The 25,955-nt window shown below is 69.7% G+C and carries 27 protein-coding genes; 15 read left to right on the forward strand and 12 right to left on the reverse strand.

All coding sequences use genetic code 11. The features are described 5' to 3' along the window. Position 1 precedes the first annotated feature (1 nt). The 4 genes from BM436_RS04245 to BM436_RS04260 are packed head-to-tail and all read left to right on the forward strand — an operon-like array spanning position 2 to position 3,035. Positions 2-172, forward strand: coding sequence for a cbb3-type cytochrome oxidase subunit 3 (locus BM436_RS04245; RefSeq protein WP_093553877.1), 171 nt, complete (start codon positions 2-4; stop codon positions 170-172). Continuing rightward, positions 165-1,133: a cytochrome-c oxidase, cbb3-type subunit III gene (ccoP, locus tag BM436_RS04250; protein WP_093553879.1), complete on the forward strand. Its 969-nt coding sequence runs from the start codon at positions 165-167 to the stop codon at positions 1,131-1,133. Before BM436_RS04245 ends, ccoP begins: the two co-directional genes overlap by 8 nt. Further along, entirely contained in the window at positions 1,108-2,481 is a 1,374-nt protein-coding gene (gene ccoG / locus BM436_RS04255) for a cytochrome c oxidase accessory protein CcoG (protein WP_093553881.1), read from the forward strand. The genes ccoP and ccoG overlap by 26 nt, the downstream gene beginning before the upstream one ends. A 20-nt stretch (positions 2,482-2,501) precedes the next feature. After that, positions 2,502-3,035, forward strand: coding sequence for a FixH family protein (locus BM436_RS04260; RefSeq protein ID WP_093553883.1), 534 nt, complete (start codon positions 2,502-2,504; stop codon positions 3,033-3,035). A 16-nt stretch (positions 3,036-3,051) separates the two neighbouring features. Here the strand turns inward: BM436_RS04260 and BM436_RS04265 are convergent, their stop codons facing one another. Both BM436_RS04265 and BM436_RS04270 read right to left on the reverse strand, forming a co-directional pair. Further along, positions 3,052-3,570 (reverse strand): RNA polymerase sigma factor, encoded by a 519-nt coding sequence (locus BM436_RS04265; protein ID WP_093553885.1) that lies wholly within the window; start codon positions 3,568-3,570, stop codon positions 3,052-3,054. Next, entirely contained in the window at positions 3,557-3,778 is a 222-nt protein-coding gene (locus BM436_RS04270) for a YgaP family membrane protein (protein ID WP_093553887.1), read from the reverse strand. Before BM436_RS04270 ends, BM436_RS04265 begins: the two co-directional genes overlap by 14 nt. 165 nt (positions 3,779-3,943) lie before the next feature. Here BM436_RS04270 and BM436_RS04275 point away from each other — a divergent pair, with 165 nt between their 5' ends. The 3 genes from BM436_RS04275 to BM436_RS04285 all read left to right on the forward strand — a co-directional run bounded on the left by BM436_RS04275 (position 3,944) and on the right by BM436_RS04285 (position 10,788). Next, a complete protein-coding gene (locus BM436_RS04275) occupies positions 3,944-7,453 on the forward strand; it encodes a response regulator (protein ID WP_093553889.1) in 3,510 nt (1,169 codons plus the stop codon). 88 nt (positions 7,454-7,541) lie between these two features. After that, a complete protein-coding gene (locus BM436_RS04280; protein ID WP_229489049.1) occupies positions 7,542-9,662 on the forward strand; it encodes a TonB-dependent receptor plug domain-containing protein in 2,121 nt (706 codons plus the stop codon). Between the two features lie 181 nt (positions 9,663-9,843). Continuing rightward, on the forward strand, positions 9,844-10,788 hold the full coding sequence (locus BM436_RS04285) for a LysR substrate-binding domain-containing protein (RefSeq protein ID WP_093553891.1): 945 nt from the start codon (positions 9,844-9,846) through the stop codon (positions 10,786-10,788). On the opposite strand, the gene BM436_RS36925 is transcribed toward BM436_RS04285, so the two are convergent. Beyond that, positions 10,744-11,088: a DUF2917 domain-containing protein gene (locus BM436_RS36925; protein WP_177306949.1), complete on the reverse strand. Its 345-nt coding sequence runs from the start codon at positions 11,086-11,088 to the stop codon at positions 10,744-10,746. The genes BM436_RS04285 and BM436_RS36925 overlap by 45 nt on opposite strands. A gap of 178 nt (positions 11,089-11,266) precedes the next feature. Between BM436_RS36925 and BM436_RS04295 the strand changes: the two genes are divergently transcribed. After that, on the forward strand, positions 11,267-12,472 hold the full coding sequence (locus tag BM436_RS04295) for an MFS transporter (RefSeq protein ID WP_093553893.1): 1,206 nt from the start codon (positions 11,267-11,269) through the stop codon (positions 12,470-12,472). Continuing rightward, positions 12,469-12,591, forward strand: a complete 123-nt coding sequence (locus tag BM436_RS38315; protein WP_259741424.1) for a hypothetical protein — start codon at positions 12,469-12,471, stop codon at positions 12,589-12,591. The genes BM436_RS04295 and BM436_RS38315 overlap by 4 nt, the downstream gene beginning before the upstream one ends. A 25-nt stretch (positions 12,592-12,616) precedes the next feature. Here the strand turns inward: BM436_RS38315 and BM436_RS04300 are convergent, their stop codons facing one another. From BM436_RS04300 to BM436_RS04330, 7 genes are all read right to left on the reverse strand, one after another. Then, complete coding sequence (locus BM436_RS04300) at positions 12,617-13,195, reverse strand: nitrogen fixation protein NifQ (protein ID WP_143132956.1); 579 nt, start codon at positions 13,193-13,195, stop codon at positions 12,617-12,619. Positions 13,196-13,342: 147 nt separating this feature from the next. Then, positions 13,343-13,843 (reverse strand): arsinothricin resistance N-acetyltransferase ArsN1 family B, encoded by a 501-nt coding sequence (locus BM436_RS04305; RefSeq protein WP_093553897.1) that lies wholly within the window; start codon positions 13,841-13,843, stop codon positions 13,343-13,345. Between the two features lie 8 nt (positions 13,844-13,851). Continuing rightward, on the reverse strand, positions 13,852-14,328 hold the full coding sequence (gene arsN2, locus BM436_RS04310; RefSeq protein ID WP_093553899.1) for an arsenic resistance N-acetyltransferase ArsN2: 477 nt from the start codon (positions 14,326-14,328) through the stop codon (positions 13,852-13,854). A 59-nt stretch (positions 14,329-14,387) separates the two neighbouring features. Then, a complete protein-coding gene (gene arsH, locus BM436_RS04315; RefSeq protein WP_093553901.1) occupies positions 14,388-15,101 on the reverse strand; it encodes an arsenical resistance protein ArsH in 714 nt (237 codons plus the stop codon). Then, positions 15,098-15,832 carry an aquaporin gene (locus tag BM436_RS04320; protein ID WP_093553903.1) on the reverse strand — a complete coding sequence of 245 codons (735 nt, stop codon included), beginning with the start codon at positions 15,830-15,832 and terminating at the stop codon, positions 15,098-15,100. The genes arsH and BM436_RS04320 overlap by 4 nt, the downstream gene beginning before the upstream one ends. Beyond that, on the reverse strand, positions 15,829-16,320 hold the full coding sequence (locus tag BM436_RS04325) for an arsenate reductase ArsC (protein ID WP_093553905.1): 492 nt from the start codon (positions 16,318-16,320) through the stop codon (positions 15,829-15,831). The genes BM436_RS04320 and BM436_RS04325 overlap by 4 nt, the downstream gene beginning before the upstream one ends. Beyond that, positions 16,317-16,652: an ArsR/SmtB family transcription factor gene (locus BM436_RS04330; protein WP_093553907.1), complete on the reverse strand. Its 336-nt coding sequence runs from the start codon at positions 16,650-16,652 to the stop codon at positions 16,317-16,319. The genes BM436_RS04325 and BM436_RS04330 overlap by 4 nt, the downstream gene beginning before the upstream one ends. 132 nt (positions 16,653-16,784) lie before the next feature. Here BM436_RS04330 and BM436_RS04335 point away from each other — a divergent pair, with 132 nt between their 5' ends. The 5 genes from BM436_RS04335 (at position 16,785) to BM436_RS04355 (ending at position 22,918) form a co-directional block, all read left to right on the forward strand. Further along, positions 16,785-17,660, forward strand: a complete 876-nt coding sequence (locus BM436_RS04335) for a substrate-binding periplasmic protein (protein ID WP_093553909.1) — start codon at positions 16,785-16,787, stop codon at positions 17,658-17,660. A gap of 239 nt (positions 17,661-17,899) precedes the next feature. Then, positions 17,900-18,580, forward strand: a complete 681-nt coding sequence (locus BM436_RS04340; RefSeq protein ID WP_093553911.1) for an ABC transporter ATP-binding protein — start codon at positions 17,900-17,902, stop codon at positions 18,578-18,580. 13 nt (positions 18,581-18,593) lie between these two features. After that, complete coding sequence (locus BM436_RS04345) at positions 18,594-21,035, forward strand: FtsX-like permease family protein (protein WP_093553913.1); 2,442 nt, start codon at positions 18,594-18,596, stop codon at positions 21,033-21,035. Between the two features lie 176 nt (positions 21,036-21,211). Continuing rightward, positions 21,212-21,577, forward strand: a complete 366-nt coding sequence (locus tag BM436_RS04350) for a hypothetical protein (RefSeq protein ID WP_143132960.1) — start codon at positions 21,212-21,214, stop codon at positions 21,575-21,577. A 96-nt stretch (positions 21,578-21,673) separates the two neighbouring features. After that, the gene (locus tag BM436_RS04355; RefSeq protein WP_093553917.1) at positions 21,674-22,918 is read left to right on the forward strand and encodes a XylR family transcriptional regulator; all 1,245 of its coding nucleotides are present in this window, start codon (positions 21,674-21,676) and stop codon (positions 22,916-22,918) included. On the opposite strand, the gene BM436_RS04360 is transcribed toward BM436_RS04355, so the two are convergent. Beyond that, complete coding sequence (locus BM436_RS04360) at positions 22,834-23,790, reverse strand: DMT family transporter (protein WP_093553919.1); 957 nt, start codon at positions 23,788-23,790, stop codon at positions 22,834-22,836. The genes BM436_RS04355 and BM436_RS04360 overlap by 85 nt on opposite strands. A 94-nt stretch (positions 23,791-23,884) precedes the next feature. Between BM436_RS04360 and BM436_RS04365 the strand changes: the two genes are divergently transcribed. Next, complete coding sequence (locus BM436_RS04365) at positions 23,885-24,793, forward strand: LysR substrate-binding domain-containing protein (protein ID WP_093553921.1); 909 nt, start codon at positions 23,885-23,887, stop codon at positions 24,791-24,793. Between the two features lie 97 nt (positions 24,794-24,890). Here the strand turns inward: BM436_RS04365 and BM436_RS04370 are convergent, their stop codons facing one another. After that, the gene (locus BM436_RS04370) at positions 24,891-25,937 is read right to left on the reverse strand and encodes an RNA-guided endonuclease InsQ/TnpB family protein (protein WP_093553923.1); all 1,047 of its coding nucleotides are present in this window, start codon (positions 25,935-25,937) and stop codon (positions 24,891-24,893) included. Positions 25,938-25,955 lie beyond the last annotated feature (18 nt).

A 25,955-nucleotide genomic window follows, 5' to 3' on the forward strand; every position in this document is an offset into this window, starting at 1 on the left:
CATGGAACAGATATTCGACAGCGCCAGCAGCGTGATGACGGTGGTCTCCTTCATCACATTCATGGGCATCGTCGCGTGGGCCTACGCGCGGCGCAACCAGCCCGGCTTCGCGCGGGCGGCGCAACTGCCGTTCGCCGACGATTCCGCCGACGGGGAGGACCGCCATGTCTGACTTCACCAACGGCTTCTGGGACTTCTACATCGTCGTGCTCACGCTGCTCGGCGTGCTCGGTTGCGGCGTGCTGCTGTATTCGCAGTCCACCCACAAGAGCAAGACCGGCAAGGCGGGCGAGACCACCGGCCACGTGTGGGACGAGGACTTGACGGAGCTGAACACGCCGATGCCGCGCTGGTGGATGTGGCTGTTCTACATCACCATCGTGTTCGGCCTGGCCTACCTGTTCCTGTATCCCGGCCTGGGCCAGTACGCCGGCAAGCTGGGATGGAAATCCAGCGGCCAGTACAAGGAGGAACTGGTGAAGGCGGAAACCGACTACGGCCCGCTGTTCAACAGCTACCTGAGGCAGGACCTGAAGACGGTGGCCGCCGATCCGCAGGCGCGCGCCATGGGCGAGCGCCTGTTCCTGACCTACTGCGCCCAGTGCCACGGCTCGGACGCGCGCGGCAACAAGGGCTTCCCCAACCTGGCCGACAGGGACTGGCTGTACGGAGGCGCGCCGGACGTGATCAAGACCACCATCATGCACGGCCGTAACGGCGTGATGCCGCCCATGGGTGCGGCGCTCGGCTCGGACAAGGACGTGGAGAACGTCGCCCACTACGTGCTCAGCCTGTCCGGCGGCACGGCCGACCCGATCAAGGTGGTGTTCGGCAAGAGCAAGTTCGCCGCCTGCATGGCCTGCCACACCGGCGCCGGCACCGGCAACCAGGCGCTGGGCGCGCCCAACCTGGCCGACAAGATCTGGCTCTACGGCGGCAGCGCCGAGACCATCATGGAGACCATCCGCAAGGGCCGCAGCAACACCATGCCGCCGTTCGCCGACTTCCTCGGCGAGGGCAAGGTGCACGTGCTGGCCGCCTATGTGTGGAGCCTGTCCAATGAACCGAACCGCCTGGCCGACACCGCCGAGGCCGGGAACAGCAGCCATGAACGCGCCGGAACAAGTCATTAGGATGTACGCGGCCCGCGAGGAGATTTATCCCCGCGAGACCAAGGGCCGCTACGCCAGCCTGCGCTGGACGTGCGTCTGGCTCACGCAGCTGGCCTTCTACGGCCTGCCCTGGCTGGAATGGAACGGCCGCCAGGCCTTGCTGTTCGACCTGATGACGCGCAAGTTCTATATCCTGGGCCTGGTGCTGTGGCCGCAGGACTTCATCTACCTGGCCGCGCTGCTCATCATCTGCGCCTACCTGCTGTTCATGGTGACGGCCATCGCCGGCCGCGTGTGGTGCGGCTTCGCCTGTCCGCAAACGGTGTACACCGAAATCTTCCTGTGGATAGAGCGCAGGTTCGAGGGCACGCGCGGCGCGCGCATGCGCCTGGCGAAGGAGGGCGCCAGCTTCAACAAGATCTGGCGCAAGACCGGCAAGCACCTGGCCTGGGGCGCGGTGGCGCTGTGGACCGGCTACACCTTCGTCGGCTATTTCACCCCCATCAAATTGCTGGGCGCGGAGGCGCTGCGGCTGGACTTCGGCCCCTGGGAATGGTTCTGGGTGCTGTTCTACGGCTTCGCCACCTACGGCAACGCCGGTTGGCTGCGCGAGCAGGTGTGCAAATACATGTGTCCCTACGCCCGCTTCCAGAGCTCGATGTTCGACCGCGACACGCTGATCATCACCTACGACGCCAGGCGCGGCGAGCCGCGCGCGCCGCTGGCGAAAAACAGCGGCGGCGCCTGCATCGACTGCTCCATGTGCGTGCAGGTGTGCCCGACCGGCATCGACATCCGCAAGGGCCTGCAGTACGAGTGCATAGGCTGCGCCGCCTGCGTGGACGCCTGCGACGGCGTGATGGACAAGATATCCCGTCCGCGCGGCCTGATCCGCTACAGCACCGACCACGCGCTGGCCGAGGGCTACACGCCGCGGCAGATACGGCGCCACGCGCTGCGCCCGCGGGTGCTGGTCTACGGCGCCATCCTGCTGCTGATCATCGGCGCGGTGGGAACGGCGCTGTGGCTGCGCACGCCCCTGAAGCTGGACGTGATACGCGACCGCGGCGCGATGGGCCGCGAGGTGGACGGCGGCTTGATCGAGAACGTGTACCGGCTGCAGATCATGAACACGTCCGAGCGGCCGCACACCTACCGTATCCGCGCCAGCGGCATCGACACGCTGGCGCTGGCGACGGCGCGCGAGGTGGCCGTGGGCCCGACCGAAACGCTGGCCGTGCCGATGCGGTTGCGCGCCGCGTACGGCGCCGGCAACAAGGGGTCGAATCCGATCGAGATCGAACTAACGGCGCTGGACGATCCGCGCCTGCGTGTCAAGGAAAAAGCGGTGTTCATCGTGCCGCGTTAGTAAGCAACTTTGAGGTCATCATGTCTGAATCACTGCGCGTTTCCCCGGCCCCCTGGTGGGGGCACCGCTGGCCATGGCTGCTGATGCTGGGGCCTTTCCTGGTGCTGCTGGCCGGTTGCTACACCGGCTGGCTGGCGTTCTCGCATCCGGACGCGCTGGTGGCCGGGGATTATTACAAGAAGGGCAAGGCCATCAACCAGGACCTGCGGCGCGACCGCGCGGCCGGGGCGCTGGGGCTGTCGGCCGCGCTGCGCTACGACGCGGCGCGCGGCGTGCTCGCCGGCAGGCTCGATAGCGCCGGGGCGGTCCCGCCGTCGCTGGCGCTGCGCCTTTCGCACGCCACGCAGCCGGACAAGGACGTGCGCCTGGAATTGCGGCCCGCGCCGGACGGCGCGTTCGTGGCCGCGCTGCCCATGCTGGAACGCAGCCGCTGGCAGGTGCTGATCGAGGGAGAGGACCGGTCCGGCGGCGCCGCGCGCGCCTGGCGCCTGGAGGGCGGCTGGCACTGGCCGGGGCAGCGCGAGGTGACGCTGCGGCCGGCCGGCGCCGAATAACCACAGTGAGCGAAGCCTACCCGATCAGGTACTCGCGCGCCATCGTGCGCGCCCTGTGCAGCCGGCTCTTGGCCGCCGCCACGGTGAGGCCCAGTTCCGCCGCGATCTCGGCCATGCTCATCTCCTCGAAGTCGCGCAGCAGGATCACGTGGCGGTGGTCGGCCGGCAGCGATTCCAGCGCGCGCACCAGGTCCTCGCGCAGGCCGGCGGTGTCCCTGCCAACCAGCCAGCGCTCGGCGCGCTCGTCGTCGTAGGGATCGTAGTTCAGCGCGCGTCGTCCAAGGCGGCGGCACTCGCGCTGCACCACCTTGAACAGCCAGCCGGAGAAGGCCGCCAGCGCGCGCACCGACCGCACGCGCCGCGCCAGCACCAGCAGCGACTCCTGCACGGCGTCGTCGACGTCGGCGGCCATGCAGGAGCGGTGCGCGTAGCGGCGGATATCGGGCTGGCACAACTGCAGCAGGCGCGCCAGCGCCGTCGGATCGCCGCCGTGGGCGGCGTCCAGCACCGGCAAGTGTTGTTCAGAGAGCGCCATGCTTTTTCGCTTTATCGAGACGGCGGCCGGCCATCGCGCACATTGGACAAAAACCGAACAGGCCGGAGGCCACGATGCCGGCCGCCGACGCGGCCAGCAGCACGCCGGCCGTGCCGCCCACGGCCAGCAAGCCGGCCGCCGCGGCCAGCGAACCAGCCACCACGCGCAGCACGCGCTCGCCATTCGGTACGTTTTTCACATATAACATTGTCGCTCTCCTTTGGGTTGACGAGGAAGCCCTCGGCCACTAAGAGGCGGGCCGGGGCGGAAAGGATTCGCGCATCCGCAAATATATTTTTGTTGTCAGCCTGCCATTATCTTGCCAATCCCGGGCTTTGATAGGAGAATTCCTAGGCGCCCTTCAAAGGACCCCATGAAACCGCTCGGTATCAAAGTCAAGGTTGCCCTCGCAGCCAGCATCACGTCCGCCGCCATGGTCGCGCTGGTAATGGTGGTGCAAATGCGACACATGAAGGAGGATTTCACGCGCGTGCTGTTCGCCCAGCAAACGGCGCTGATCAACCGCACCGCCGAGGAGCTGGACGACAAGCTCAACATGCTGCTGGGCATCATCGCCCTGTCCGCCAGGAACCAGCCGCCCGCCATCGCCGGCGACGTCACCGCGCTGCGCGCCTACTACGCCGACCGCGCGGTGCTGTCCCTGTTCGACGACGTGCTGGTGCTGGACCCCAGGGGCGAGGTCATCGCCGACCTGCCGGTGGTGGCGAACCGGGTGGGCGTAAACGCGGCCGACCGGGTCTACTTCCAGCGCGTGATGGCCACCCGCCAGCCGCTGATCGCCGAGCCGGTGATCGGCCGCACCGGCAAGCAGCCCATCGTGCAGATGGCCGCGCCGGTGCTGGACGAGAAGGGCGAGGTGCGGGCGGTGCTGATCGGCGTGCTGCGGCTGTACAAGGACAACGTGCTGGGCCACCTGCGCACGGCCAAGGTGGGGCGCACCGGCTACTATTTCGCGCTGACCCGGTCCGAGACGCCGCTGTACGTGCTGCACCCGGAACTGGAGCGCCTGCTCAAGCCGCGCCAGCCGAACGCCAACCCGGCCACCACGCGCGCGCTCAACGAGGGCTTCGAGGGCACGGTCAGGAGCGTCAACAGCGCCGGCGAGCGCGCGCTCAACAGCTACAAGGCGCTGAAGTCGGTGGACTGGGTACTGGCCGCCTCGCTGCCGGAGCGGGAGGCGTTCGCGCCCTTCGAGGACATGCTGTTCCGGCTGGCCGTCTGGAGCGCGCTGGCGTCGCTGGCCACCGCCGCCCTGATCGGCTGGCTGACGATGAAACTGCTGTCGCCGCTGGAACGCCTGCGCCGCGCCATCCAGGGCATGCGCGCCGACGCCGGCGCCTTTGCGCCCATCCCGGTGGCCAAGCAGGACGAGGTCGGCGAGCTGACCGTCGCCTTCAATGAGCTCATGGGCCAGCGCCATGCCGCCGACGCGCGCCTGGGCGACCTGATCGAGCTGGCGCCGATCGCCATCGTCGTGGTGGACGGGGAAGGGCGCATCGAGACCTTCAACCGCGAGGCCGAGCGCCGCTTCGGCCACGGGAGGGACGAGGTGCTGGGGCGGGCCGTCGAGATCCTGGTGCCGGCCGAGCTGCGCGCCACCCACCAGCAGCTGCGCCAGGGCTTCTCGTCGACGCGGCTGACGCCCGAGCCGGTGCGCATGGGCGAAGGGCGCGACCTGTACGGCCTGCGCAAGGACGGCGGCGTGTTCCCGGTGGAGATCAACCTGAGCGCGATCCGCGGCGGCGACGGCGTCAAGGTGCTGGCGATGATCGCCGACATCACCGAACGGCACCGCCTGCGCGGCGAGGTGGAGGCGCGCGCGGCCGAGCTGGAACAGGCGCGCGACCGCGCCGAGGCGGCCAACCGCGCCAAGAGCGATTTCGTGGCCAACATGAGCCACGAGATCCGCACCCCGATGAACGCCGTACTGGGCATGGCCTACCTGCTGGGGAACACGCCGCTGACGGCGCAGCAGCGCAAATTCCTGACGATGGTGCAGGCCTCGGGCCAGACCCTGCTGGCGATCCTGAACGACGTGCTGGACTTCTCCAAGATCGAGGCGCGCCGCATGGAGCTGGCGCCGGTCGATTTCGACCTGGACGAGACCATGGGCACACTGGCCACCACCATGAGCATGAACGCCGGCGAGAAGGAACTGGAACTGGCCATCGCCGTGCAGCCGGACGTGCCGCGGCTGCTGCACGGCGACGCGCTGCGGCTGCAGCAGATCCTGGTGAACCTGGCCAGCAACGCCATCAAGTTCACCGAGCATGGCGAGGTGGTGGTGCGGGTGGGCGTGGAGCGGCGCGACGAGGCCAGCTCGGAGGCGGTGCTGCGCTTCGAGGTCAGCGACACCGGCATCGGCATCGGCCAGGCGCAGCAGGCACAGTTGTTCAACGCCTTCTCGCAGGGCGACGAGAGCATCACGCGCCGCTTCGGCGGCACCGGCCTGGGGCTGGCCATCACCAAGCGCCTGATCGAGCTGCTGGGCGGCGAGATCGCCGTGCGCAGCGTGGCCGGCGAAGGCACCCGCTTCTGGTTCAGCCTGCCGTTCCGCGTGCTGCCGGCGGCCGGGCCGGCGCGCAGGCCCGCGCCCGGCCCATTGCGCGCGCTGGTGGTGGACGACAGCGGCACCAGCCGCGAACTGCTGGGCAAGCTGATACGCGCCTGGGGCTGGGAGGTCGACGAGGCGGCGTCCGCCGAGGAGGGCCTGGAGCGCTACCGCGCGCGGCTGGCGGCGCAACGGCCGCACGACGTGGTGCTGGCCGACTGGCACCTGGACGGCCTGGGCGCGCGCGCGCTGGCGCGGGAGGTGCGCGCATCGGCCGGCGCCCATGCGCAACCGGTGGTGATGATGGTGAACGCGTTCGCGCGCGGCCGCCTGGAGCAGATCTCCGGCGCGCCGGAGGCCGACGTGGTGCTGGTCAAACCGATCACCGCCTCCAGCCTGTTCGACGCGCTGCACCAGGCGCTGGCGGCCAAATCCGCCGGCGAGGACGGCGCGGCCGCGCCGCGCGGCGTCGCGGGCCGCTTGCGCGGCGCGCACTTCCTGCTGGTGGAGGACAACCTGCTGAACCAGGCGGTGGCGCGCGGCATCCTGGAGCACGCCGGCGCCACGCTGGACGTGGTGGGCGACGGCCAGCAGGCGGTCGACGCGCTGCGCGCCGACGCCCGGCGCTACGACATCGTGCTGATGGACATGCAGATGCCGGTGCTGGACGGCTTCAGCGCCACCGCCACGCTGCGCCGCGAACTGAAACTGACGCTGCCGGTGATCGCCATGACGGCCGGCGTGCTGGCCTCGGAGCGCGACCGCTGCGTGGAGGCGGGCATCAGCGACTTCATCGCCAAGCCGGTCGTGGTGGAGGAGATGCTGGCGGTGATCGAACGGCACCTGCCGGCACACGGCAAGGCCGGCGCGGCCGGAGCGGTCCCCGAGGCGGCGCCGGTATCCCCGCCCGCGCCGGCCACGGTGGCGCCCGTCGGCGCCGAGCCCGTGTTCAGCATGGACAGCCTGATGCGCGTGATGGGCAAGGATCCCAAGGGCCGCGCGGTCATGTTCAAGATGGTGCGCGGCGCGCTGGCCGGCGGCATGCAGCCGGCCAACGAGGTCGACCAGGCGGTGCGCGAGGGCCGCCTGGTCGACGCCGCGAAGATCCTGCACGGCCTGCGCGGCGCCATCGGCGTGCTGGGCGCCAAGCGCCTGATCCGCGCCACGCTCAGCGCCGAAGAGGCGATCGCCGCCCAGCGCGACGCCGAGCTGCCGGCGCTGGTCGCCGAAGTGCGCGCGGTGCTGGAACTGACGCTGCGGGAAGCCACCGACTGGCTGGAGCGGGAAGACGACGAGGCGAGACAGACCTGACATCCACCGGCCGGCGCTCGTCCCGCGCCGGCGGCCGTTCGTCACACGCGTGCTGCGCGGCGGCGGGGCGATCGCTACACTCGCCGCCATGAAAACCACACTGATACCCCTGGCCTGCGCGCTGTGCCGCGCCGCGCACGCCGCCGACGGCCCCGACATGCCGCGCGTGGAAATCGCCGGCCCCGGCGCGCTCGCCATGCGCGCCAACGACACCGCCGGAAAGATCGTCGTCGGCCGCGACGAGCTGCTGCGATATGGCGACGGCGCCTTGTCCGGCGCGCTGAAACGGCAGCCGGGTCTGACCGTCTCCGGCGGCGAATTGCGCATGCGCGGCCTGGGCGCCGGCTACACGCAAATCCTCGTCAACGGCGACCCCGCGCCGCCGGGATTTTCCATCGACGCGCTCGCGCCCGAGCTGGTCGAGCGCATCGAAATCATGCGCAGCGCCAGCGCGGAATTCAGCGCGCAGGCCATCGCCGGCAGCGTCAACGTCATCCTGAGAAAAGGCGTCGTCCGCGACCGGCAGCGCGACCTCAAACTGGGCCTGGAGCGCGACCAGGGCCACTGGAATCCATCGGCCACTTTGCAGGCGGGCGGGCGCGATGGCGGCCGCTCGTACACCGTCGCGGCCACGCTGGGCAGCAGCGGCTACGACGGCGCGCAGCGGGTGACGGAAAGCCTGTCCGACGCGGGCGGCGAAGTGCGCACGCTGCGCGTCTTCCGCGAGCGCTACGGCGCGCGCATCCACAAGGCCGGCCTGGCCCCGCGCCTGAACTGGACGCTGGAGGGCGGCGGCACCGTCACCTGGCAAAGCCTGCTGGACCTGACGCGCGCCACCAACCACGGCGAGTCCCATGAATCCACCCTGCTGGGCGGCGCCACGCGCTCGCCCGAATCGCGCTGGCGCTCCAGCACCGGCAACGACGCGCTGCGCAGCGACCTCGCGTGGACGCGCGCGCTGGCGGGCGACGGCAAGCTCGCCGCCAAGGCCGGCGTGAACGCCAGCCGCCGCCGCGTGGCGTATCTGTTCACCGGCGCGGACCACGCCGGCGCGCCCACGCTGCTGCGCGCGGTGCGCTCCAGCGCCAGCGACGACGGTGCCACCAGCGGCGGCAAATACAGCGCCCCGCTATGGCCGGGCCACAACTTGGCCGCCGGCTGGGACGGCAGCTACACGCGCCGCCGCGAAACGCGTTCGCAGCGCGACAGCGCGCCATCGGCCGAGGCAGCGCCGCCACTGGACCAGGACTACACGGCGGACGTGAAACGGCTGGCGCTCTACGCGCAGGACGAATGGGACGTCGCGCCGCGCCTGCAGGCCTATCTCGGACTGCGCTGGGAAGGCCTGGACACCGCCACCACCGGCCGCGCGATGGCGCGCGCGGGCAACAGGTCCAGCGTATGGAGTCCGGTGGCGCAAGTACTGTGGAAGCTGCCGGAGCGGCACCAGCTGCGGGTCGCGCTGTCCCGCACCTACAAGGCGCCGCTGACGCGCAACCTGGTGCCGCGCCGCTACACCGCCAACAACGGCAACGGCCCCACCAACCCCGACGTGCAAGGCAACCCCGGCCTGCGGCCGGAACTGGCGTGGGGCGTGGACGCGGGCTACGAGCGCCATATCGGCGAGAGCGGCATGGTCGGCGTCTCCGCCTATGCGCGCCGCATCGCCGACGTCACGGTGCAGCGGCTGTTCGAGGAGCGCGGCGTGTGGGTGGGCACCCTGGCCAACGAGGGCCGCGCCAGCGCGCGCGGCATCGAATTCGACGCCCGCCTCCCGCTCGGCGCCCTGCACGCGAAGGCGCCCGCCATCGACCTGCGCCTCAACGCGGCGCGCCACTGGTCGCGCGTGGACCACGTGCCCGGGCCGCGCAACCGGCTGGCCGAGCAGACGCCGTACAGCGTGAACGCCGGCCTCGACTACCGCGCGGCGCAATGGAGCGCCGGCTGGAACTTCAATCTGCAAGGGGGAGGCCAGGCGCGGCTCACGCCCTTCCTCGTCAGCGACAGCGGTCCCGCGCGGATGCTGGACGCCTACGCGCTATGGAAACTGCCGCGGCGCGGCCAACTACGGCTCGGCATCGCCAACGCGCTGAAGCAAGACCGCCCCAGCTCCCTGCGCCACGCCAGCCACGAAGGCATCACCGCCCGCGACACCTTGGCGCCCAGCACCACCGCCCTGCGCCTCCACTACGAACAGCCCTTCCAATAGTTATCACAATAACATCGGTGTCAGGCGCGACATTCGGACAAAACGTGCGCTATGCGCCCAAAATGTCCGAATGTCGCGCCTGACACCGATGTAGGTGGGGTAACTTTTCGGGCTTGGTTGCGGGGGGCGGGGTGGGTACACTAGGCGTTCGATCGCGTGCCCACCTTTTTGCGGAGTCTTCATGCAGAACCGCTTACTCAACCTGCCTCCGTTGGACGCGCTGCGCGGCTTCGTGGCCGCGGCGCGGCGCATGAGCATCACGGCGGCGGCCGGGGATCTGTGTCTGACGCAGTCGGCCGTGAGCCGGCAGATCCAGGCGCTGGAGGAGCGGCTGGGCGTGCCGCTGTTTGTCCGCGGTAACCGCAGCATCGCGCTGACGGAGGCGGGCGAGCAGCTGTTCGCGCTGGCATCGCCGTGGATGGACCGGCTGGCGGACCTGGCCGACGGCTTGCAGCGCAACGCGCGCCTGCGGCCAGTGACGGTGTCGGCCAGCATCGGCGTGGCGGCGCTGTGGATCCTGCCGCGCCTGGGCGCCTTCCAGGCGGCCCATCCGCACGTCGATATCCGGGTGGCGGCCAGCAACCGGCTGCTGGATCTGCAACAGGAGGATGTGGACCTGGCGATACGCTACAGCGGCGCGGCGCAAGCGCCGCCGGGCGCGCTGCGGCTGTTCGAGGAGGCGGTGGTGCCGGTGGCCAGCAAGGCGGTCGCCGCCAGCGCCTTCGCCGAGCCGGACGCGCTGCTGCGCCATGTGCTGCTGGACCTGGACGACCGCGGCCATCCATGGCTCCACTGGGCGCATTGGCTGCAGTCGCGTGGACTGGAGCAGCGCCAGGCGCGGGGCTTCCTGCACTTCAACCAGTACGACCAGGTGGTCCAGGCGGCCATCGAGGGCCATGGCGTGGCGCTGGGCCGCCTGGCCCTCGTCCTGCCGATGCTGAGGGATGGCCGCCTGGTGGCCCAGATGGACCAGCGCATGCGGGTGGACGGCCATGGCTATTGGCTGATCGACGCCACGCCCCAGCCGCGCCGCGAGGTGGCGCTGTTCCGCGACTGGCTGGCCGGGCAGATGGCGCTGACCTCACAGCAGATGGCGCAGCCGCTCCAGCAGTCCGCCCAGGGCTGACCGGGCGGACCGGACGCCCGGCACCGGCGGCGCCACTCCCAGCCACGACACGCGCGAGACACCGGCCGTCTCGAGCGCCACCGGCGCGCTCAGCTCGAACGCCGCCGGTCCGGCCGCGCCCAGGCTGGACAGGTAATGCCGCTGCCCCGCCGGCAAGTCCGCGCTCTCGCCGGCGGCCAGCAGGCGGTCCGCGCCGTCGCGCTGGCCAACCAGCCACAGCAAGCCAGTCACGCAGTGCAAGCGGGTGGCGCGCGCCGGCGCCAGGGCGGCGGCTTCCCGGGGATCCAGTATGTAACGCATGGCGGTCTCCTTGAACGCATGATCTGTACGCAGTCTGCGCCTCTCCCGCGGCGACAACAAACGCGGACTTTTCATCCCATCCATGCGTGCGGCGCATGGATGGGATGCGAATTGAGCGTTGGCGCGGCGCCCCTCCTCCTGACTATCCTTGCCCCATTGGACAAACGGGGAGAACGCGATGAGGTTGTTGAAAACGCCGCTGGCGGCCGTGCTGTGCGGCGGCGTCATCATGGGCCTGGCGCTGGGCGTGCGCCACGTGCAGGGCTTGTTCATGCTGCCGATGACGTCGGCGCGCGGCTGGGGCAGGGAGGAGTTCGCGCTGGCCATCGCGCTGCAAAACCTGGTGTGGGGCCTGGCGCAGCCGCTCACCGGCATGGTGGCGGACCGCTACGGCTCGCGCCGGGTGCTGTTCGGCGCCTGCGCGCTGTACGCGCTGGGCCTGTACCTGATGGCGCACGCGGCCACCAGCATGGAGCTGGCGTTGACGGGCGGTGTGCTGATCGGCATGGCGCTGTCCGGCACGGCCTTCGGCACCGTGTACGGCGCGCTCAGCCGCATCGTGCCGCCGCAACGGCGCGGCTGGGCGCTGGGGCTGGCGGGCGCGGTGGGCGGCGTGGGCCAGTTCGCCATGGTGCCGGCGGCGCAGGGGCTGATCACCGCCCATGGCTGGATGGCGGCGCTGGCCGCGATGGCGTGCGCGCTGGCGCTGGCGGCGCCGCTGGCCTGGACGCTGAACGACGGCGCCGCCGTCGGCGCGGCCTCGTCCCGGCAGGCGGGCCAGTCGATGCGGCAGGCGATCCGCGAGGCGCTGGCGCATCCCGGCTTCTGGCTGCTGAACCTGGGCTTCTTCGCCTGCGGCTTCCAGCTGGCCTTCATCGCCGGCCACCTGCCGGCCTATCTGCTGGACAAGGGCTATTCGGCGCGCACGGGCGTGACGGCGCTGGCCATCGTGGCGCTGGCCAACGTGGCCGGCACCTACGCGTGCGGCCAGATGGGCGCGCTGTACCGCCGCAAGCGCCTGCTGGCCTATCTGTACCTGATACGCTCGACCGCCATGCTGTTGTTCTTCGTCATGCCGATCAGCAGCGCCAGCATCTATCTGTTCGCCGGCGCGATGGGACTGACCTGGCTGGGCACGGTTCCGCTGACGAACGGCCTGGTGTCGCAGGTGTTCGGCGTGCGCTACATTTCCACGCTGTTCGGCCTGGTGTTCGTGGGCCACCAGCTGGGCGGCTTCCTGGGCGTGTGGCTGGGCGGCGCGCTGTACGACGCCACCCGCTCGTACGAGCCGATGTGGGCGGCCTCGGTGCTGGCCGGGCTGGTGGCGGCCATGCTGCACTGGCCCATCGACGACCGCGCCATCGCGCGCGCGCAGCCGGCATGAGGGCGCGCGGCGCCGTCGCGCTGCTGTGCGCGCTGGCGGCCCTGTGCGCCTGGGCCGTGCACAGCCTGCTGCTGCCGGAGAATGTGCTGGCCGCCGCCGCGCTGCTGTCGCTGTGCTGAGCGGGGCCGGGCCGCGTGCGCCGGCTCAGCGGCCGGTGAGGTAGCAGGCCGTGAACTGGCCGCAGCTGGCGCATCCCGGCGGCCGCAGGTCCTGGTTGCCGTGCTGCGAGCCCAGCTCCAGGTACAGGAAGCGCTTCCACTTCAGGTCCGTGGTGTTGCGCTTGTATAGCGGGTGGAAATAAAGCTTCATCAGCGCGGTGATTTCGTGGCGGCCCGCCAGCCCCAGGTCTTGCCACAGGAAGCGCCGCCCCAGGCTGGCCGCCGCGAAGGCGCGCGCCAGCCAGTCCACGTGCCGCGCGTCCGCCTCGGGCGTGCGGCGCGCCATCATCATGGCCACCAGGTCGCTGAACATGCTGGGCACGGTGCCGACGATGGCGGCGTATTTCGATTCCGGGATCGGCGTCTGCGCGTCGCGGCCGGGCAGGCAGCAAGCCCGCGCGGTCATCAGCTCGGACTGGGGCAGGCCCAGCGTGCGCGCGAACGGCGGCAGCGCGCCCTCGTTGGCGTGGCGCAGCGCGCCGGCCACCGCCTTGGTCAACAACTCGTAGCCGGAACGCATGGGGGACAACTCGGCCGACGGCCACATGGGGAAAGTGGGGCTCACGCGGCGCCCTCCACGGCGGGGGGCGCGGTCAAAACGGCTTGCTTCATGCTACTCCTTCGGTGAACCAGATATACACAAGAGCCTTAGTACTTTGGCAAATTATTGATGCCCGCTCAGGTGCCTCATATCGGTTGCACAAGATAGCAACTATGGCGGTGGATCGGTATCGAGGCGCAATTCCCAGTATCCCACGTCGACCCAGCGCTCGAATTTCCAGCCGACCTCCTTGAAGTGCGCCACCTTGACGAAGCCCACCGACTCGTGCAGCGCCACGCTGCCCTCGTTGGGCTGGGCGATGCCGCCGATCACCATGTGGATGCCGCGCGCGCGCAGCTCCTCGATGAGCGCCAGGTACAGGCGCTTGCCCACGCCTTGGCGCGGGTGGTCCGGCGACACGTAGACGCTGCTTTCCACCGAATAGCGGTAGGCGCTGCGCACCCGCCAAGGCGTGGCGTAGGCGTAGCCCTTGACGGCGCCGTCACGCTCGCACACCAGCCACGGCAGCCTGGCCGTGACGCCGGCGATGCGTTCGGCCATCTCCGCCTCGCCGACCGGATGCTCCTCGAAGGAGATGGTGGTGGTCGCCACGTAGTGGTTGTAGATGGCGGCGATGGCCGCGGCGTCGGCGGCGGTGGCGGGTCTGATCATGGCGTGCCTCAGTTGGGTTGGCCGCCGCGGTCGAGGCACAGGGACATGACGACCGCGCTGTCCGGGCAGACGCCCTGGAACTGGCTGGACTGGCGCACCGCAAGCGGCACGCGCGAGCGCGTGGTGACGGCGAAGCCCGCCGTCTTGAAGTAGTCGACGGCGGCGGTGGTGAGCAGGTAGAAGCCCGTGATGTCCAGCCTGCGGCCCTGCTCGAGCAGGCGGGCCAGCACGCGCTTGCCGAGGCCCAGGCCGCGCGCGCCGTCCGCCACCACGACCGAGCGCAGCAGGGCGAAGGCGCCGTGGCGCTCCATGCCGCCGGCGCAGACCAGGCCATCGGCGCCCTCGCCGACGACGAACAGGGACGGGTGCGCGTCCGCGCCCGGCGACGGCAGGCCGGCGCCGGCCAGCAGGCGTTCGATGCCCGGCAGGTCGTCCGCCGTGGCTGGGCGCAGGTCGATGGTGGCTGGCGCGACGATGGCGTTCATGGCGTTCGGACGAAGATGAAAACCATAGCTTAATGCAATTTCGGCAATGCCGCTGGGCATCAGATTTTTTGCAGCTGGCGGTCGATGGCCTTCGCGGCGCGCTCGTTGCGCTCACTGTAGCGGTCGGTCAGATAGTCCGTGCGGCCGCGCAGCAGTAGCGTCATTTTGAATAGTTCCTCCATCACGTCCACCACCCGCTCGTAGTAGGCGGAGGGACGCATGCGGCCGGCCTCGTCGAACTCCTTGTAGGCCATCGGCACCGACGACTGGTTGGGGATGGTGAACATGCGCATCCAGCGCCCCAGCAGGCGCAGGGTGTTGACCACGTTGAACGATTGCGAACCGCCGCACACCTGCATCACGGCCAGGGTGCGGCCCTGGCTGGGACGCACGGCGCCCTGTTCCAGCGGTATCCAGTCGATCTGGTTCTTCATCACGGCGGTGACGGCGCCATGGCGCTCGGGGCTGCACCACACCTGGCCCTCGGACCACAGCGACAGCGCGCGCAGCTCCACCACCTTGGGATGCGTCTCGGGCACGCTGCCGGCCATCGGCAGCTCGGTGGGATCGAAGATCCTCACCTCGGCGCCGAAATGGGCGAGGATGCGCGCCGCCTCCTCGGTGAGGAAGCGGCTGAACGAGCGCTCGCGCAGGGAGCCGTACAGCAGCAGGATGCGCGGCGGATGGCTGAAGTCGCCGACCGGCTCGAGCCTGGCCAGGTCCGGCGTGTCCAGCAGTTCGGCCTTGATGTTGGGCAGGGAAGGAATGCTCATGGGGTCTCCTGTCGTTGCTCATGCGCCGGCGCGAAATCGCCCGGCGCGACAGTGCCGCCGACCGTGGCCCCGGCGGGCGCCGCCGGGTACAGCCAGCAAAACACGATGGTGGCCAGCGCCGCGCCCACCAGTTGCGCGGCGATGAAGCCGGGCGCGTCGGCGGGCCGGATGCCGGCGAAGGTGTCGGTCGCGGCGCGCGCCAGGGTGACGGCGGGGTTGGCGAACGAGGTGGACGAGGTGAACCAGTACGCCGCCGTGATGTAGGCCGCCACCGCGAACGGCGTCACGGCCGGGCGGCTGCGCGAGCAGCCGATGATGACGGCGATCAGCCCGAACGTGGCCACGCATTCGCTCCACCATTGCGCCGGCCCGGTGCGCGCGTGGCTGGAGGCGTGGAACAGCGCCTCGCCGAACATGCCGTGCGCGGCCGCCACGCCGGCGAACGCGCCCGCCACCTGGGCCGCCAGGTACAGCGGCACTTCGCGCGCGGGCACGTTGCGCTGCCAGGCCTCGGACAGCGTGACGACCGGGTTGAAATGGGCGCCCGAGACGGGTCCGAACACCAGGATCAGCGCGACCAGCCCGGCGCCGGTGGCGATGGCGTTGGCCAGCAACGCGATGGCCACGTTGCCGCCGGCCAGGCGCTCGGCCATGATGCCCGAGCCGACCACCACCGCCAGCAGCATGGCGCTGCCCAGGCCCTCGGCGACGAGACGGCGCGACAGGGTCATGGCCGCGCCGCCGCGTGCAGGCCGCCGATGCGGTCCAGCTCCGCCTTCAGGCGCGCCCGGTCGCCCTTGAGCTCTTCCAGCGGCAGCGCGAGGAAGGCCTCGATGCGGGCGCGCAGCACGCGGTAGGCCAGCATGAAGGCGGCGTCGATCTCCTCCTCGGTGCCGGTGGCGTGGGCGGGGTCCTCCACGCCCCAGTGGGCGCGCGTCACGTCGCCCAGATAGGCGGGGCAGGTCTCGCCGGCCGCGCTGCCGCAAACGGTGATGACGATGTCCGGCGTCACCGGCAGCCCGTCCCACGATTTGCTGTGGCAGCCCTCGGTGGAGATGCCCTCGCGGGCCAGCAGCGCCAGGGATCGCGGGTGGACGTAGCCGGCCGGCTTGCTGCCGGCGCTGATGGCGCGCCAGCCGGCCGGGGCCAGATGGTTGAAGGTGGCCTCGCCCAGGATCGAGCGGCAGGAGTTGCCGGTGCAGAGTATCAGTACGTTCATTGTGCTTCCGTGGTGGTGGGGGTGCATTTCGCGGAGGGCAGGCAGCCCTGGCCGGCGCAACAGTTGTCGGTGAGGAAGGACAGCACGCCGTTCATGGTGTCGAAGTTGGCGCTGTAGATGACGAAGCGCCCATCCTGGCGCGCCGTGACCAGGCCCGCGTGGGCCAGCTCCTTCAGGTGGAAGGACAGCGACGACGGCGCCATGTCCAGCTCCTCGGCGATCCTGCTGGCCGCCAGCCCCCGCGGGCCGATCTGCACCAGCAGCCGGAACGCGGCCAGCCTGGATTCCTGCGCCAGCGCGGCCAGCGCGGCCAATACCGCTTTCGTTTCCATGAGAATCATCCTGAAGGTTCTATATTTCGATAATAGTCGAATTATCGAATCAATGCAACGGCGATTGCCCAAGGGCAGCGCGCGGCGTATAAAATGGCCTTGGGAAGCTGCTACATACACGTGGGGGCGCGCATGCGTGACATTCTGCAGGCGGTGGGAAGGGCATGGGCGGCGGCGCTGTGCGCGGCGGCCTGCCTGGGCCACGCGGCGGCGGCCGCTCCGGCCAATGCCGCCCCCGGCGGCGACAGGCCAATCCGCATCGGCCTGCAGAACGCGATCGCGCCCTTCGTCATGCCCGGCCACCAGTCCGGCATGCTGGTGGACGTGATGCGCGCAGCCCTCGCCAGCCAGCGGGTGCGCGCCGAATTCATCTACCTGCCCCATGTGCGCATGGAACAAGCCCTGCGCGACGGCACGGCCGACATCAGCACCTCCGCCAAGCCGGAGACCAGCGGCCCGGGCGCCGTGCTCAGCCGCTGGCCGGTGACCTACTTCCGCAACGTGGCCATCGCCGTGCGCGCGCGCGTGCCCGCGCTGTCCGGCCTGGACGACCTGGCGCGCCTGCGGGTGACCGCCTTCCGCCGCGCGCACGAGGTGCTCGGCCCGGCCTACCGCGCCGCCATGGCGGGGAACCCCAACTACCGCGAGGCGGAGGCGATGCCGTCGGCGTCGCTGTTCATCGAACGCACCGACGTGATCGTCTCGCAGCGCGACATCTTCCACTACTACCTGAGCAGGCAGATGCCGGACTGGCGCGCGCGCCAGCGGGAGCTGGTCTACCACGACGTGCTCGGCCCCGGCAATATGTACTGGATGGCGTTCCGCACCGAGGCCCAGCGCGACATGTTCGAGCGCGGCCTGGCGGCCATCTACGCCTCCGGCGAGATCGACCGCATCATCGAGCGCTACCGCGACGAGCACGGCACCACGCGCGACTTCTTCCTGGCGCTGGATTGCCACTTCCGTCCCGCCCATCCCAAGGCTTGCCGCGAGTTGACCGGGCGCTAGAGGCCCACTGTCCGGAAACGCACACCCGCCGCGTCCGCTATCGGACAGCCGGCGGGCCCGCGCCGTCCGATCCGGCGCGATCGGGCGCGATCGGCGCGTGGCATGGAAGTTGCGATTCAAGCAGTCATCGAATCGGCCATGCCGGCCCGGCCCGGCGCGATTCACCAAATAAGATTTTCATTGATACGGACCCGGAGATGATAATGGCCCCAACATCGCTATCCCAACAGAGAAACGGCATGCTCAAGCTTTCCAACGTCTGCAAGACCTACCAGGGCGGCGAAGTCCGCACCACCGCGCTGGACCGCATCAACCTGGAGATCGAGGCCGGCGAGTACGTCGCGATCACCGGGCCGTCCGGCTGCGGCAAATCCACGCTGCTGGCCATGCTGGGCATGCTCGACAGCCCCGACAGCGGCGAGTACTGGTTCGACGGCCAGAACGTGGCCGGCTGGGGCGAGGCGCGGCTGAACCAGCTGCGGCGCGGCCGCGTCGGCTTCATCTTCCAGGGCTTCAACCTGATCGAGGAATTGACGGTGGCCGAGAACGTGGAGCTGGCGCTGGAATACATGGACGTGCCGCCCCGCGAGCGGCGCGAGCGGGTGGCCGCCATGCTGGACAAGCTGGGCGTGGCGCACCGCGCCAAACACCGGCCGTCGCAGCTGTCCGGCGGCCAGCAGCAGCGCGTGGCGATCGCGCGCGCGCTGGTGGCCAACCCCGCCATGCTGCTGGCCGACGAGCCGACCGGCAACCTGGACACGGCGCACGGCGACGAGGTGATGCGCATCCTGCGCCAGATCAACGCGGACGGCACCACCGTGATCATGGTGACGCACTCGCCGGCCCACGCGGCGCAAGCCTCGCGCACGCTGCGCCTGCTGGACGGCCGCATCCTGGTCGACGCCCTGCAAGCCGCCTGACCGGGAAGCCCACGTGAAACCGCGGGACTTCCGTATCGGCTGGCGCACCCTGGTGCAGGAACCGGCCTACTCGCTGGTCGTCGTTGGCGGCCTGGGCCTGGGCTTCGCGGCGGCGCTGCTGCTGTTCGGCTTTGTGCGCTATTCGTGGCAGTACAACCACCACGTGCCCGACGTGGACAATGTGTACGTGGTGAAGCAGCGCTACAACGTCGATCCCAAGGCGCCGTGGTTCGACCAGGCGCCCATGCTGCTGCACGCGGCGGCGGCCGGCGCGCCCGGCGTGGCCGGGGCCACGCTGTACCTGCCGTCGCGCCCGCAAGGGATGGGCCTGACCGCCAGCGTCGACGGCCGCTTGCACAGCCTGGCCAGCCAGACCGTGCTGCCGGGCTTCGCGTCCATGCTGGGCGTGCGCGCGCTGCGGGGCGACCTGAAGGCGGCGCTGGAGCGGCCGGAGGGCATCGCCATCACCGGCGAGCTGGCCGAGCGCCTGTACGGCGGCGCCGACGCGCTGGGCCGCACCATGCTGGTGGAGGGCAAGACGCTGCGCGTGGACGCCATCCTGCGCACGCCGCCGGCCAACACCACCATCCCTTTCGAGGCGCTGATCGGCGTGAACTCGTCGCTGGCGGCGGACGTGCGCGAGGAGATGCTCACCGGCCAACAGGGCTGGTGGGGCAAGGTGCTGATCCGCGTCCACCCCGGCGCCTCGCTGCCCGCCATCACGGCGGCCCTGCAGCGGGCGGTGGACGAGGCGCCCGCGCTGCGCAAGCAGGCGCCCGAGGTCAAACAGCGCCTGGGCGGCCGCAAGGCGATGGATATCGCGCTGGGGCCGCTGGGCGAGGCGTATTTCGACACCGGCGTCACCGCCAACTTCATCGACGGCGCGGGCCGGCGCGCCAATCCGGTGGCGGTGGCCGGCCTGGGCGCGATCGCCGTGCTGATCCTGGCGCTGGCGGCCGTCAACTACATCAACCTGGCGGCGGTGCGGGTGTTGCGGCGCCAGCGCGAGGTGGCCATGCGCAAGGTGCTGGGCGCCAGCGTGCGCCGGATCGTCGCGCAGCTGCTGACCGAATCCATGCTGGTGTCCATGCTGGCCACGCTGATCGGCCTGCTGCTGGCGTGGATGGCCCTGCCGCTGTTTTCCGCGCTGGTCGACCGCAGGCTGGACGGCATGCTGTCGGCCCAGAACATCGCCGCGGCGCTGGCGCTGGGCGTGCTGCTCGGCCTGCTCACCGCCGCCTACCCGGCCTGGATCGCGGCGCGCGTCCCGCCCAGCAAGGCGCTGGCGGGCAGGGGCGGCGCCGAATCGGCCGGCGGCATGCGGCTGCGCCGCGTGATGACGGTGCTGCAAGTGGCCACCGCCATGGGGTTCGCCAGCGTCACCCTGGCCATCGCCTGGCAGACCGCCTACGCCATGCGCGCCTCGCCGGGCTTCGACCCCTCGGCGCTGCTGATCATCGACCTGCCGGAGCCGTCCAGGTACGGCGCACAGGCGCGCGGCTTCGTGGCCGCGCTGCGCGCGCGGCCCGGCGTGGACGGCGTCGCCATCCTGCAGGACGCGGTGGGCCGCAACACCGACGTCTGGTTCCGCGAGCTGAAGCGCCCCGGCGGCGCCAGCGTGCCGATGGAAATGAAGCTGGTGAGCGCCAACTTCTTCGAGCAATACCGCATCCGGCCGGAATCGGGCCGCCTGTACGATCCGCGCCTGGACCGGGAGGACGATCCGGTGCCGCTGATCCTGAACGCCATCGCCGCGCGCGAACTGGGCTTCAGCAATCCCACGGCGGCGCTGGGGCAAACCGTGTTGTTCACCGGCTTCGACAACAAGGTCGTGCACAAACGCGTGATCGGCATCGCGCCCGACCTGCGCTTCCAGTCGCTGCGCGAGCCGCAACGCGCGATGGCCTACGAGCTGGGAACGGGCGGCACCACGCTCAGCGTGCGCGCCGCCGGATCGCCGGCGCGGCTGGAGGCGGTGGTGCGCGAGGTGTGGCCCCGATACTTCCCGGACGCGATCCTGAAGACGCACGGCGCGGCCGACATCCTGGCCGCCAACTACGCCGAGGACGCGCGCATGGCCAGGCTGCTGGCGCTGGCCACCGGCATCGCGCTGGCGATCGCCGCCTTCGGCACCTATGTGCTGTCGGCCCACACGGTGCAGCGGCGGGCGCGGGAAATCGTGCTGCGCAAGCTGCACGGCGCGGGGCGTGGCGCCATCGGCCTGCTGGTGGTGCGCGAGATCGGCGCGCTGACGCTGGTGTCGGCCGCGATCGGGCTGCCGCTGGCGGCGGTGGCGATCCGGCGCTACCTGGCCACCTACGTCGAGCACGCGCCCATCGGCCACTGGACCTTGCCGCTGGCGCTGGCCTGCACGCTCGCCATCGCCTTCCTGGCGGTGGCGCGGCACGCGTGGATGGCGATGGGGATGAAGCCGGCGGAGGCGCTGCGGGGCTAGCCTCCACGGGTGGCCGTCCGGCAACCGGACGACGCGGTTTCCACGGCGCCGATAAACTCTTTTGCAAGTACGGTTGACCAGCGAACTGGTTTTTGACGCGGTTTCGACTTAGTATGGAATCGCGCCTGGAATCTCAGCGGGGCGCTTCGGATGGGCTACCAACCACGGGAGTGAACATGACGACCGACGCGCCGCTGCCAGGGGGGCAGGACAGCAACGTTCCTGAAATGAAATTCCGGACCCTGCTCTACCGCTTCATGTTCTTCGACTGGCTGTTCGCCGACGTGAGCGCGGCGCGCAATCTGTTCGAACGCCACGCGGCGGTCCAGCACAACCGGCGCATGAGCCGCTACCTGCCGGTCTACCTGCGGCGCTGGTCCGTGCTGGCGGCGTTCGATTTCGGGCTCGGCTTCCTGTTCGAGCGCATCCTGCAGGCCACCATGCTGTCGGCCTGGTTCTTCACCTGGTCGTGTGTGACGATCACGGGCATGGTGGTCATCACCGTGGCGTGGGTGCTGCTGGCTTTCGCGCGCCTGCCTTGACGGAAGCAATTATTTTGGCCTGTCCAGAAACTTGTTGCGGCCTGACCACATTTAAATCGGACTGACCGATTTACAATGCTCCACCACCACAGGGGGATGGAGCGAATGCCGACGACAAAGACACATCGTATCGCGCTGCTGTTCAACGCGAACAAGATATTCGACCGCGAGGTGCTCGCCGGCGTCGCCAGCTACCTGAGCGGCAACCGCATCTTCTGGGACTTGTTCCTGGAGGAGGACTTCCGGCTGCGCCTGTCCGGCATCGAGCAGTGGCGGGGCCACGGCATCATCGCCGACTTCGACGATCCGGCGGTGGCGGCGGCGCTGGCGAGCTGCCGCGTCCCCGTGGTGGCCGTGGGCGGCTCGTACGAGGACGCGGCGGACTATCCGCCCGGCGTGCCCTACGTGGCCACCGACAATTTCCAGCTCGTCAAGCTGGCCTACGAGCACCTGATCGATTCCGGGCTGCGCAAGCTCGCGCTGTTCAGCCTGCCCGAAGCGCCGGAGAACCGCTGGGCGCAGGAGCGCGAGAAGGCCTTCCGCGCGCTGCTGCGCGGCGACCGGATGGAGCCCGAGGTCTTCCGCGGCCAGTGCACGCGCGCGCCGTCGTGGGACGCGGCGCTGGAGCGGCAGGTGGCGTGGTTGCGCGGCCTGCCCAAGCCGGTCGGCGTCATCGCCGTCACCGACGCCCGCGCGCGCCAGCTGATGCAGGCGTGCGCGCTGGCCGGCATCGCCGTGCCGGAGCAGGTGGCGGTGATCGGCATCGACAACGACCCGATGGCGCGCATGCTGACCCGCATTCCCATGAGCTCGGTGATCCAGAATGGCCAGGAGATCGGCCGCGCGGCGGCGCAACTGCTGACCCGCATGCTGCACGGCGCGCAGCTGCGCGACACGCGCATCCTGGTGCCGCCGGCGGGCATCAACGCGCTCGCGTCCTCCCGCCACGAGCCGGCCAGGCACCCGCACGTGATGCGGGCGCGCCACTACATCCGCCAGTTCGCCTGCCTGGGCATCAAGACCGGGCAGGTGGCCGAATACGTCGGCATATCGCGCTCCTCGCTGGAAAGCCATTTCCGCCAGGAGCTGGGCCACAGCGTGCACGACGAGATCCTGCGCATCCGGCTCGACGCCGCCACCGCGATCCTGGAAACGGGCGACTGCAAGCTGGCCGACGTGGCGCGCAAGTGCGGCTTCACCTCCAGCCACTACATGCACTCCGTGTTCAAGCGGGAGCTGGGATGCTCGCCGCGCACCTACCAGGCGCGCCTGGGCGAAGCCGCCGGCGCCGGCTTCAACCGCGACACGCCATACATCACCAGCGCCAGCCCGCCGATCTGAAACACCGACAAGGTTTCGCCCAGCAGCGCCCAGCTCGCCAGCACCGTCAACACCGGCCCCAGGCTGCCGACCGCCGCCGCCTGCGCGGCCCCCATGCGCTGGATCGCCAGGGCCATCCAGTAGATCGGCAGCGCCGTCGACAGCAAGGCCATCAGACTCGCGTTCAGCCACACGCCGGAGGGCAGGGCGGCCAGTTCCGACGGCCTGCCCGCGACCAGGTAGTGCGCCAGGACCAGGACCGAGGAGGCGCCGCCGGCCAGGCCGGACAGGCGCATGGAGCCGAGACGGCTCACCATCGCGCCGGTGCCGAGGTAGTACAGGGCGTAGGTGACGGCGCTGGCGAACACCCAGGCCGCGCCCGTCATCACCTGCGTCCCGTGGCTGGCGAAGCTCACGTCGTGGACGAAGGCGATGCCCAGGCCCGCGTAGCAGACCGCCATCGCCTGCGCCACGCGGACCGAGGGCCATTTGCGCAGCGCGATGGCCTGGAACACCAGCACCAGCGTCGGGTAGAGGTACAGGATCAGGCGTTCAAGACCCGCGCTGATGTATTCCAGCCCATAGAAATCGAACAGGCTCGACAGGTAGTAGCCGAACATCCCCAGCAGCACGATGCGCGCCATGTCCATGCCGCAGAGCGGGGCCCGCGCCTTGTCCCGGCTGAGCCACACCAGCCAGGCGAACAGCGGCAGGGCGATTCCCATGCGCATGGCGAGCAGCGTGAGGGCGTCCACCGGCCCGGCCGCGTAGCCCAGCTTGACGAACACCGCCTTGAGGCTGAAGCCGGCGGCGGACAGCACGGCGTACAGGCGGCCGTCCGTGGCCCATTGTTGGAAAGGTAAGCGCGCGAGGTTCATGGGCGTGAGGTTCATGGTGTGGTTTCCCGGGTGAGGCCTTATTCTGCCGCGAAGCGAAGCGGGCTAGAATGCTTGTTTTATATACCTAGCCTTCGCGGTAAGAGAAACCATGCATTTCGACCTCGTCGACCTCCGCCTGCTGGCCGCCATCGCCGACGCGGGCAGCCTGAGCAAGGCTGCCGCCGGCTTCCCCATCGCGCTGTCGGCGGCCAGCAACCGCCTGCGCAACTTCGAGCAACGCTGCGGGCTGGCGCTGTTCACCCGCAACGCGGACGGCATGGAGGTGACGCCGGCGGGCCGCCTGGTGCTGGACCGCGCCCGCCACGTGCTGGGCGAGACGGAGCGGCTCAAGGAGACGCTGCGCGACCTGGCGGGCCAGCGCAGGATCACCTTGCGGCTGGCGGGCACCACGGTGGCGAACAGCACCTTCCTGCCGGCAGCGCTGGGCCCGTTCCTGGCGGACTACCCCGAGATCGACCTGCAGCTGGTGGAGCAGAACAGCTCGGACGTGCTGCTGGCGGTGCAAGCGGGCGAGGTGGACATCGGCGTCCTCGATGGCAACCTGGCCACCAGCGGCGTGACCTCGCTGCCGTTCCGCCACGACAGGCTGGTGTTGCTGGTGCCGAGCGGCCACGCGCTGGCCGGGAGCGGCGCCGTGCAGCTGAAGGACGCGCTCGGCTTCGCCTTCGTCTGCCTGCCGCCGGAGCGGGCCATGCAGCGCTTCGTGGAGGAGATGGCCATGCAGAGCGCCAGGCCGTTGAAGATACGGGTGCGGGCGCCGAGTTTCTCCGCCATCGCCCAGCTGGTCGCCGAAAGGGCCGGCATCGCCATGCTGCCGGAGGCGGTGGCGTCGCGCCACGTGCGCGAGCTGCCGGTGACGATGGTGGGGCTGGAGAACGCGTGGGCGACGAGGGAACTGCGCATCTGCATCCGCGAGTGGGCCGGCTTGTCCACCCATGCGCGGCAATTGGTGGGCTACCTTTCGCAAGGAGAGCCACAGCGGAAAAGCAGTGGTTGACCCATTGAAATGACGCTGGGTCTCCCGCAGCAGGGAGACGTTAAGATAATCATCCTTTTTTTCCTTAGCGGACCAACCCATTGACGTCCTCTCCGCCCTAAAGGACGGAGATTCCTACAGCCAGCGTCGCACGTCCGCGACGGAGAATGTTTAACGCAGCATTGAGATCACGATCATGTCCGGCACCGCAATCACCACATCGCCATTCTCTTACTCCAAGGTCCGCGATACCTTTCGGCCTAGACTCCGGCAAAGTGCCGCAGTTCGAGCAGACCTGGGTGGTGAAACGTTCGTCCACTTCCTCGAACCAGACGCCATGCCTAACAGCCTTGTACGCCAGTTGATTGCGGAAGCACGACCAGCCCGCGTCCAGCACCGACTTCGCCATGCGGGTTTTGGCCAGCGCGGCGGCTTGGACATTGCCGACCACGATGTAGTCGAAGTCGCGCACCATGCGGGTGGAACACTTGTGAAGGAAATCGCGCCGGCGATTGGCGATCTTCGCATGGATGGCCGTTACCCGCCGCCGCTTGCGGGCGCGCTGCGCCACCGCCAGCGCCGCTTCGGCTTCGCGGTAAATCCGTGGCGCTTCGATTTTTTCGCCATTGGACAGTGTGGCCAATTCCTTCAGGCCCAGATCGATGCCAACCCCACGCACCGGCGTCCTTGCGGGCGGCTCCGCGACTTCCAGCACGATGTTCAGAAACCAGTTTCCACGGCGGTCGCGGGAAAAGTTGGTGCCGTCCAGGATTTTCCCTGCAGGCAGCGGTCGCGAGTAAAACACGCGGAAGGTGTCGCCGGCGAAGCGGAAGGCATTGCCTTCCCGCTTCAACTCGCGGCCCTTGAGCGGCACCCAGCCCAGCGATTTCCGGCCACGGAAACGCAGATAGGGACGGCGCGACTGGCTGCGCGATTTGGCGTACTGCTGGCACACGTCGTTGACCGTGCCCGAATGCAGTCCAAGCTCCTTGCTGCAACCGGTGGTCAGTTTGATCAGGTCGAAACCGGAGTGCCAGCGGCGGTTGAAGCGCAGCGCATCCTTCTGCCTCTCATTGCAGTAGTTCCACACGAAGTTGACCGCCCGTGCTTTCTTGTTCAGCAAGCCGGTCAGCGATTTCACACGATAACGGTAGACCAGTTTCATGCTTGTTTGACCACCAGA

This window comes from Pseudoduganella namucuonensis (assembly GCF_900116645.1).
GTDB lineage: Bacteria > Pseudomonadota > Gammaproteobacteria > Burkholderiales > Burkholderiaceae_D > Rugamonas > Rugamonas namucuonensis.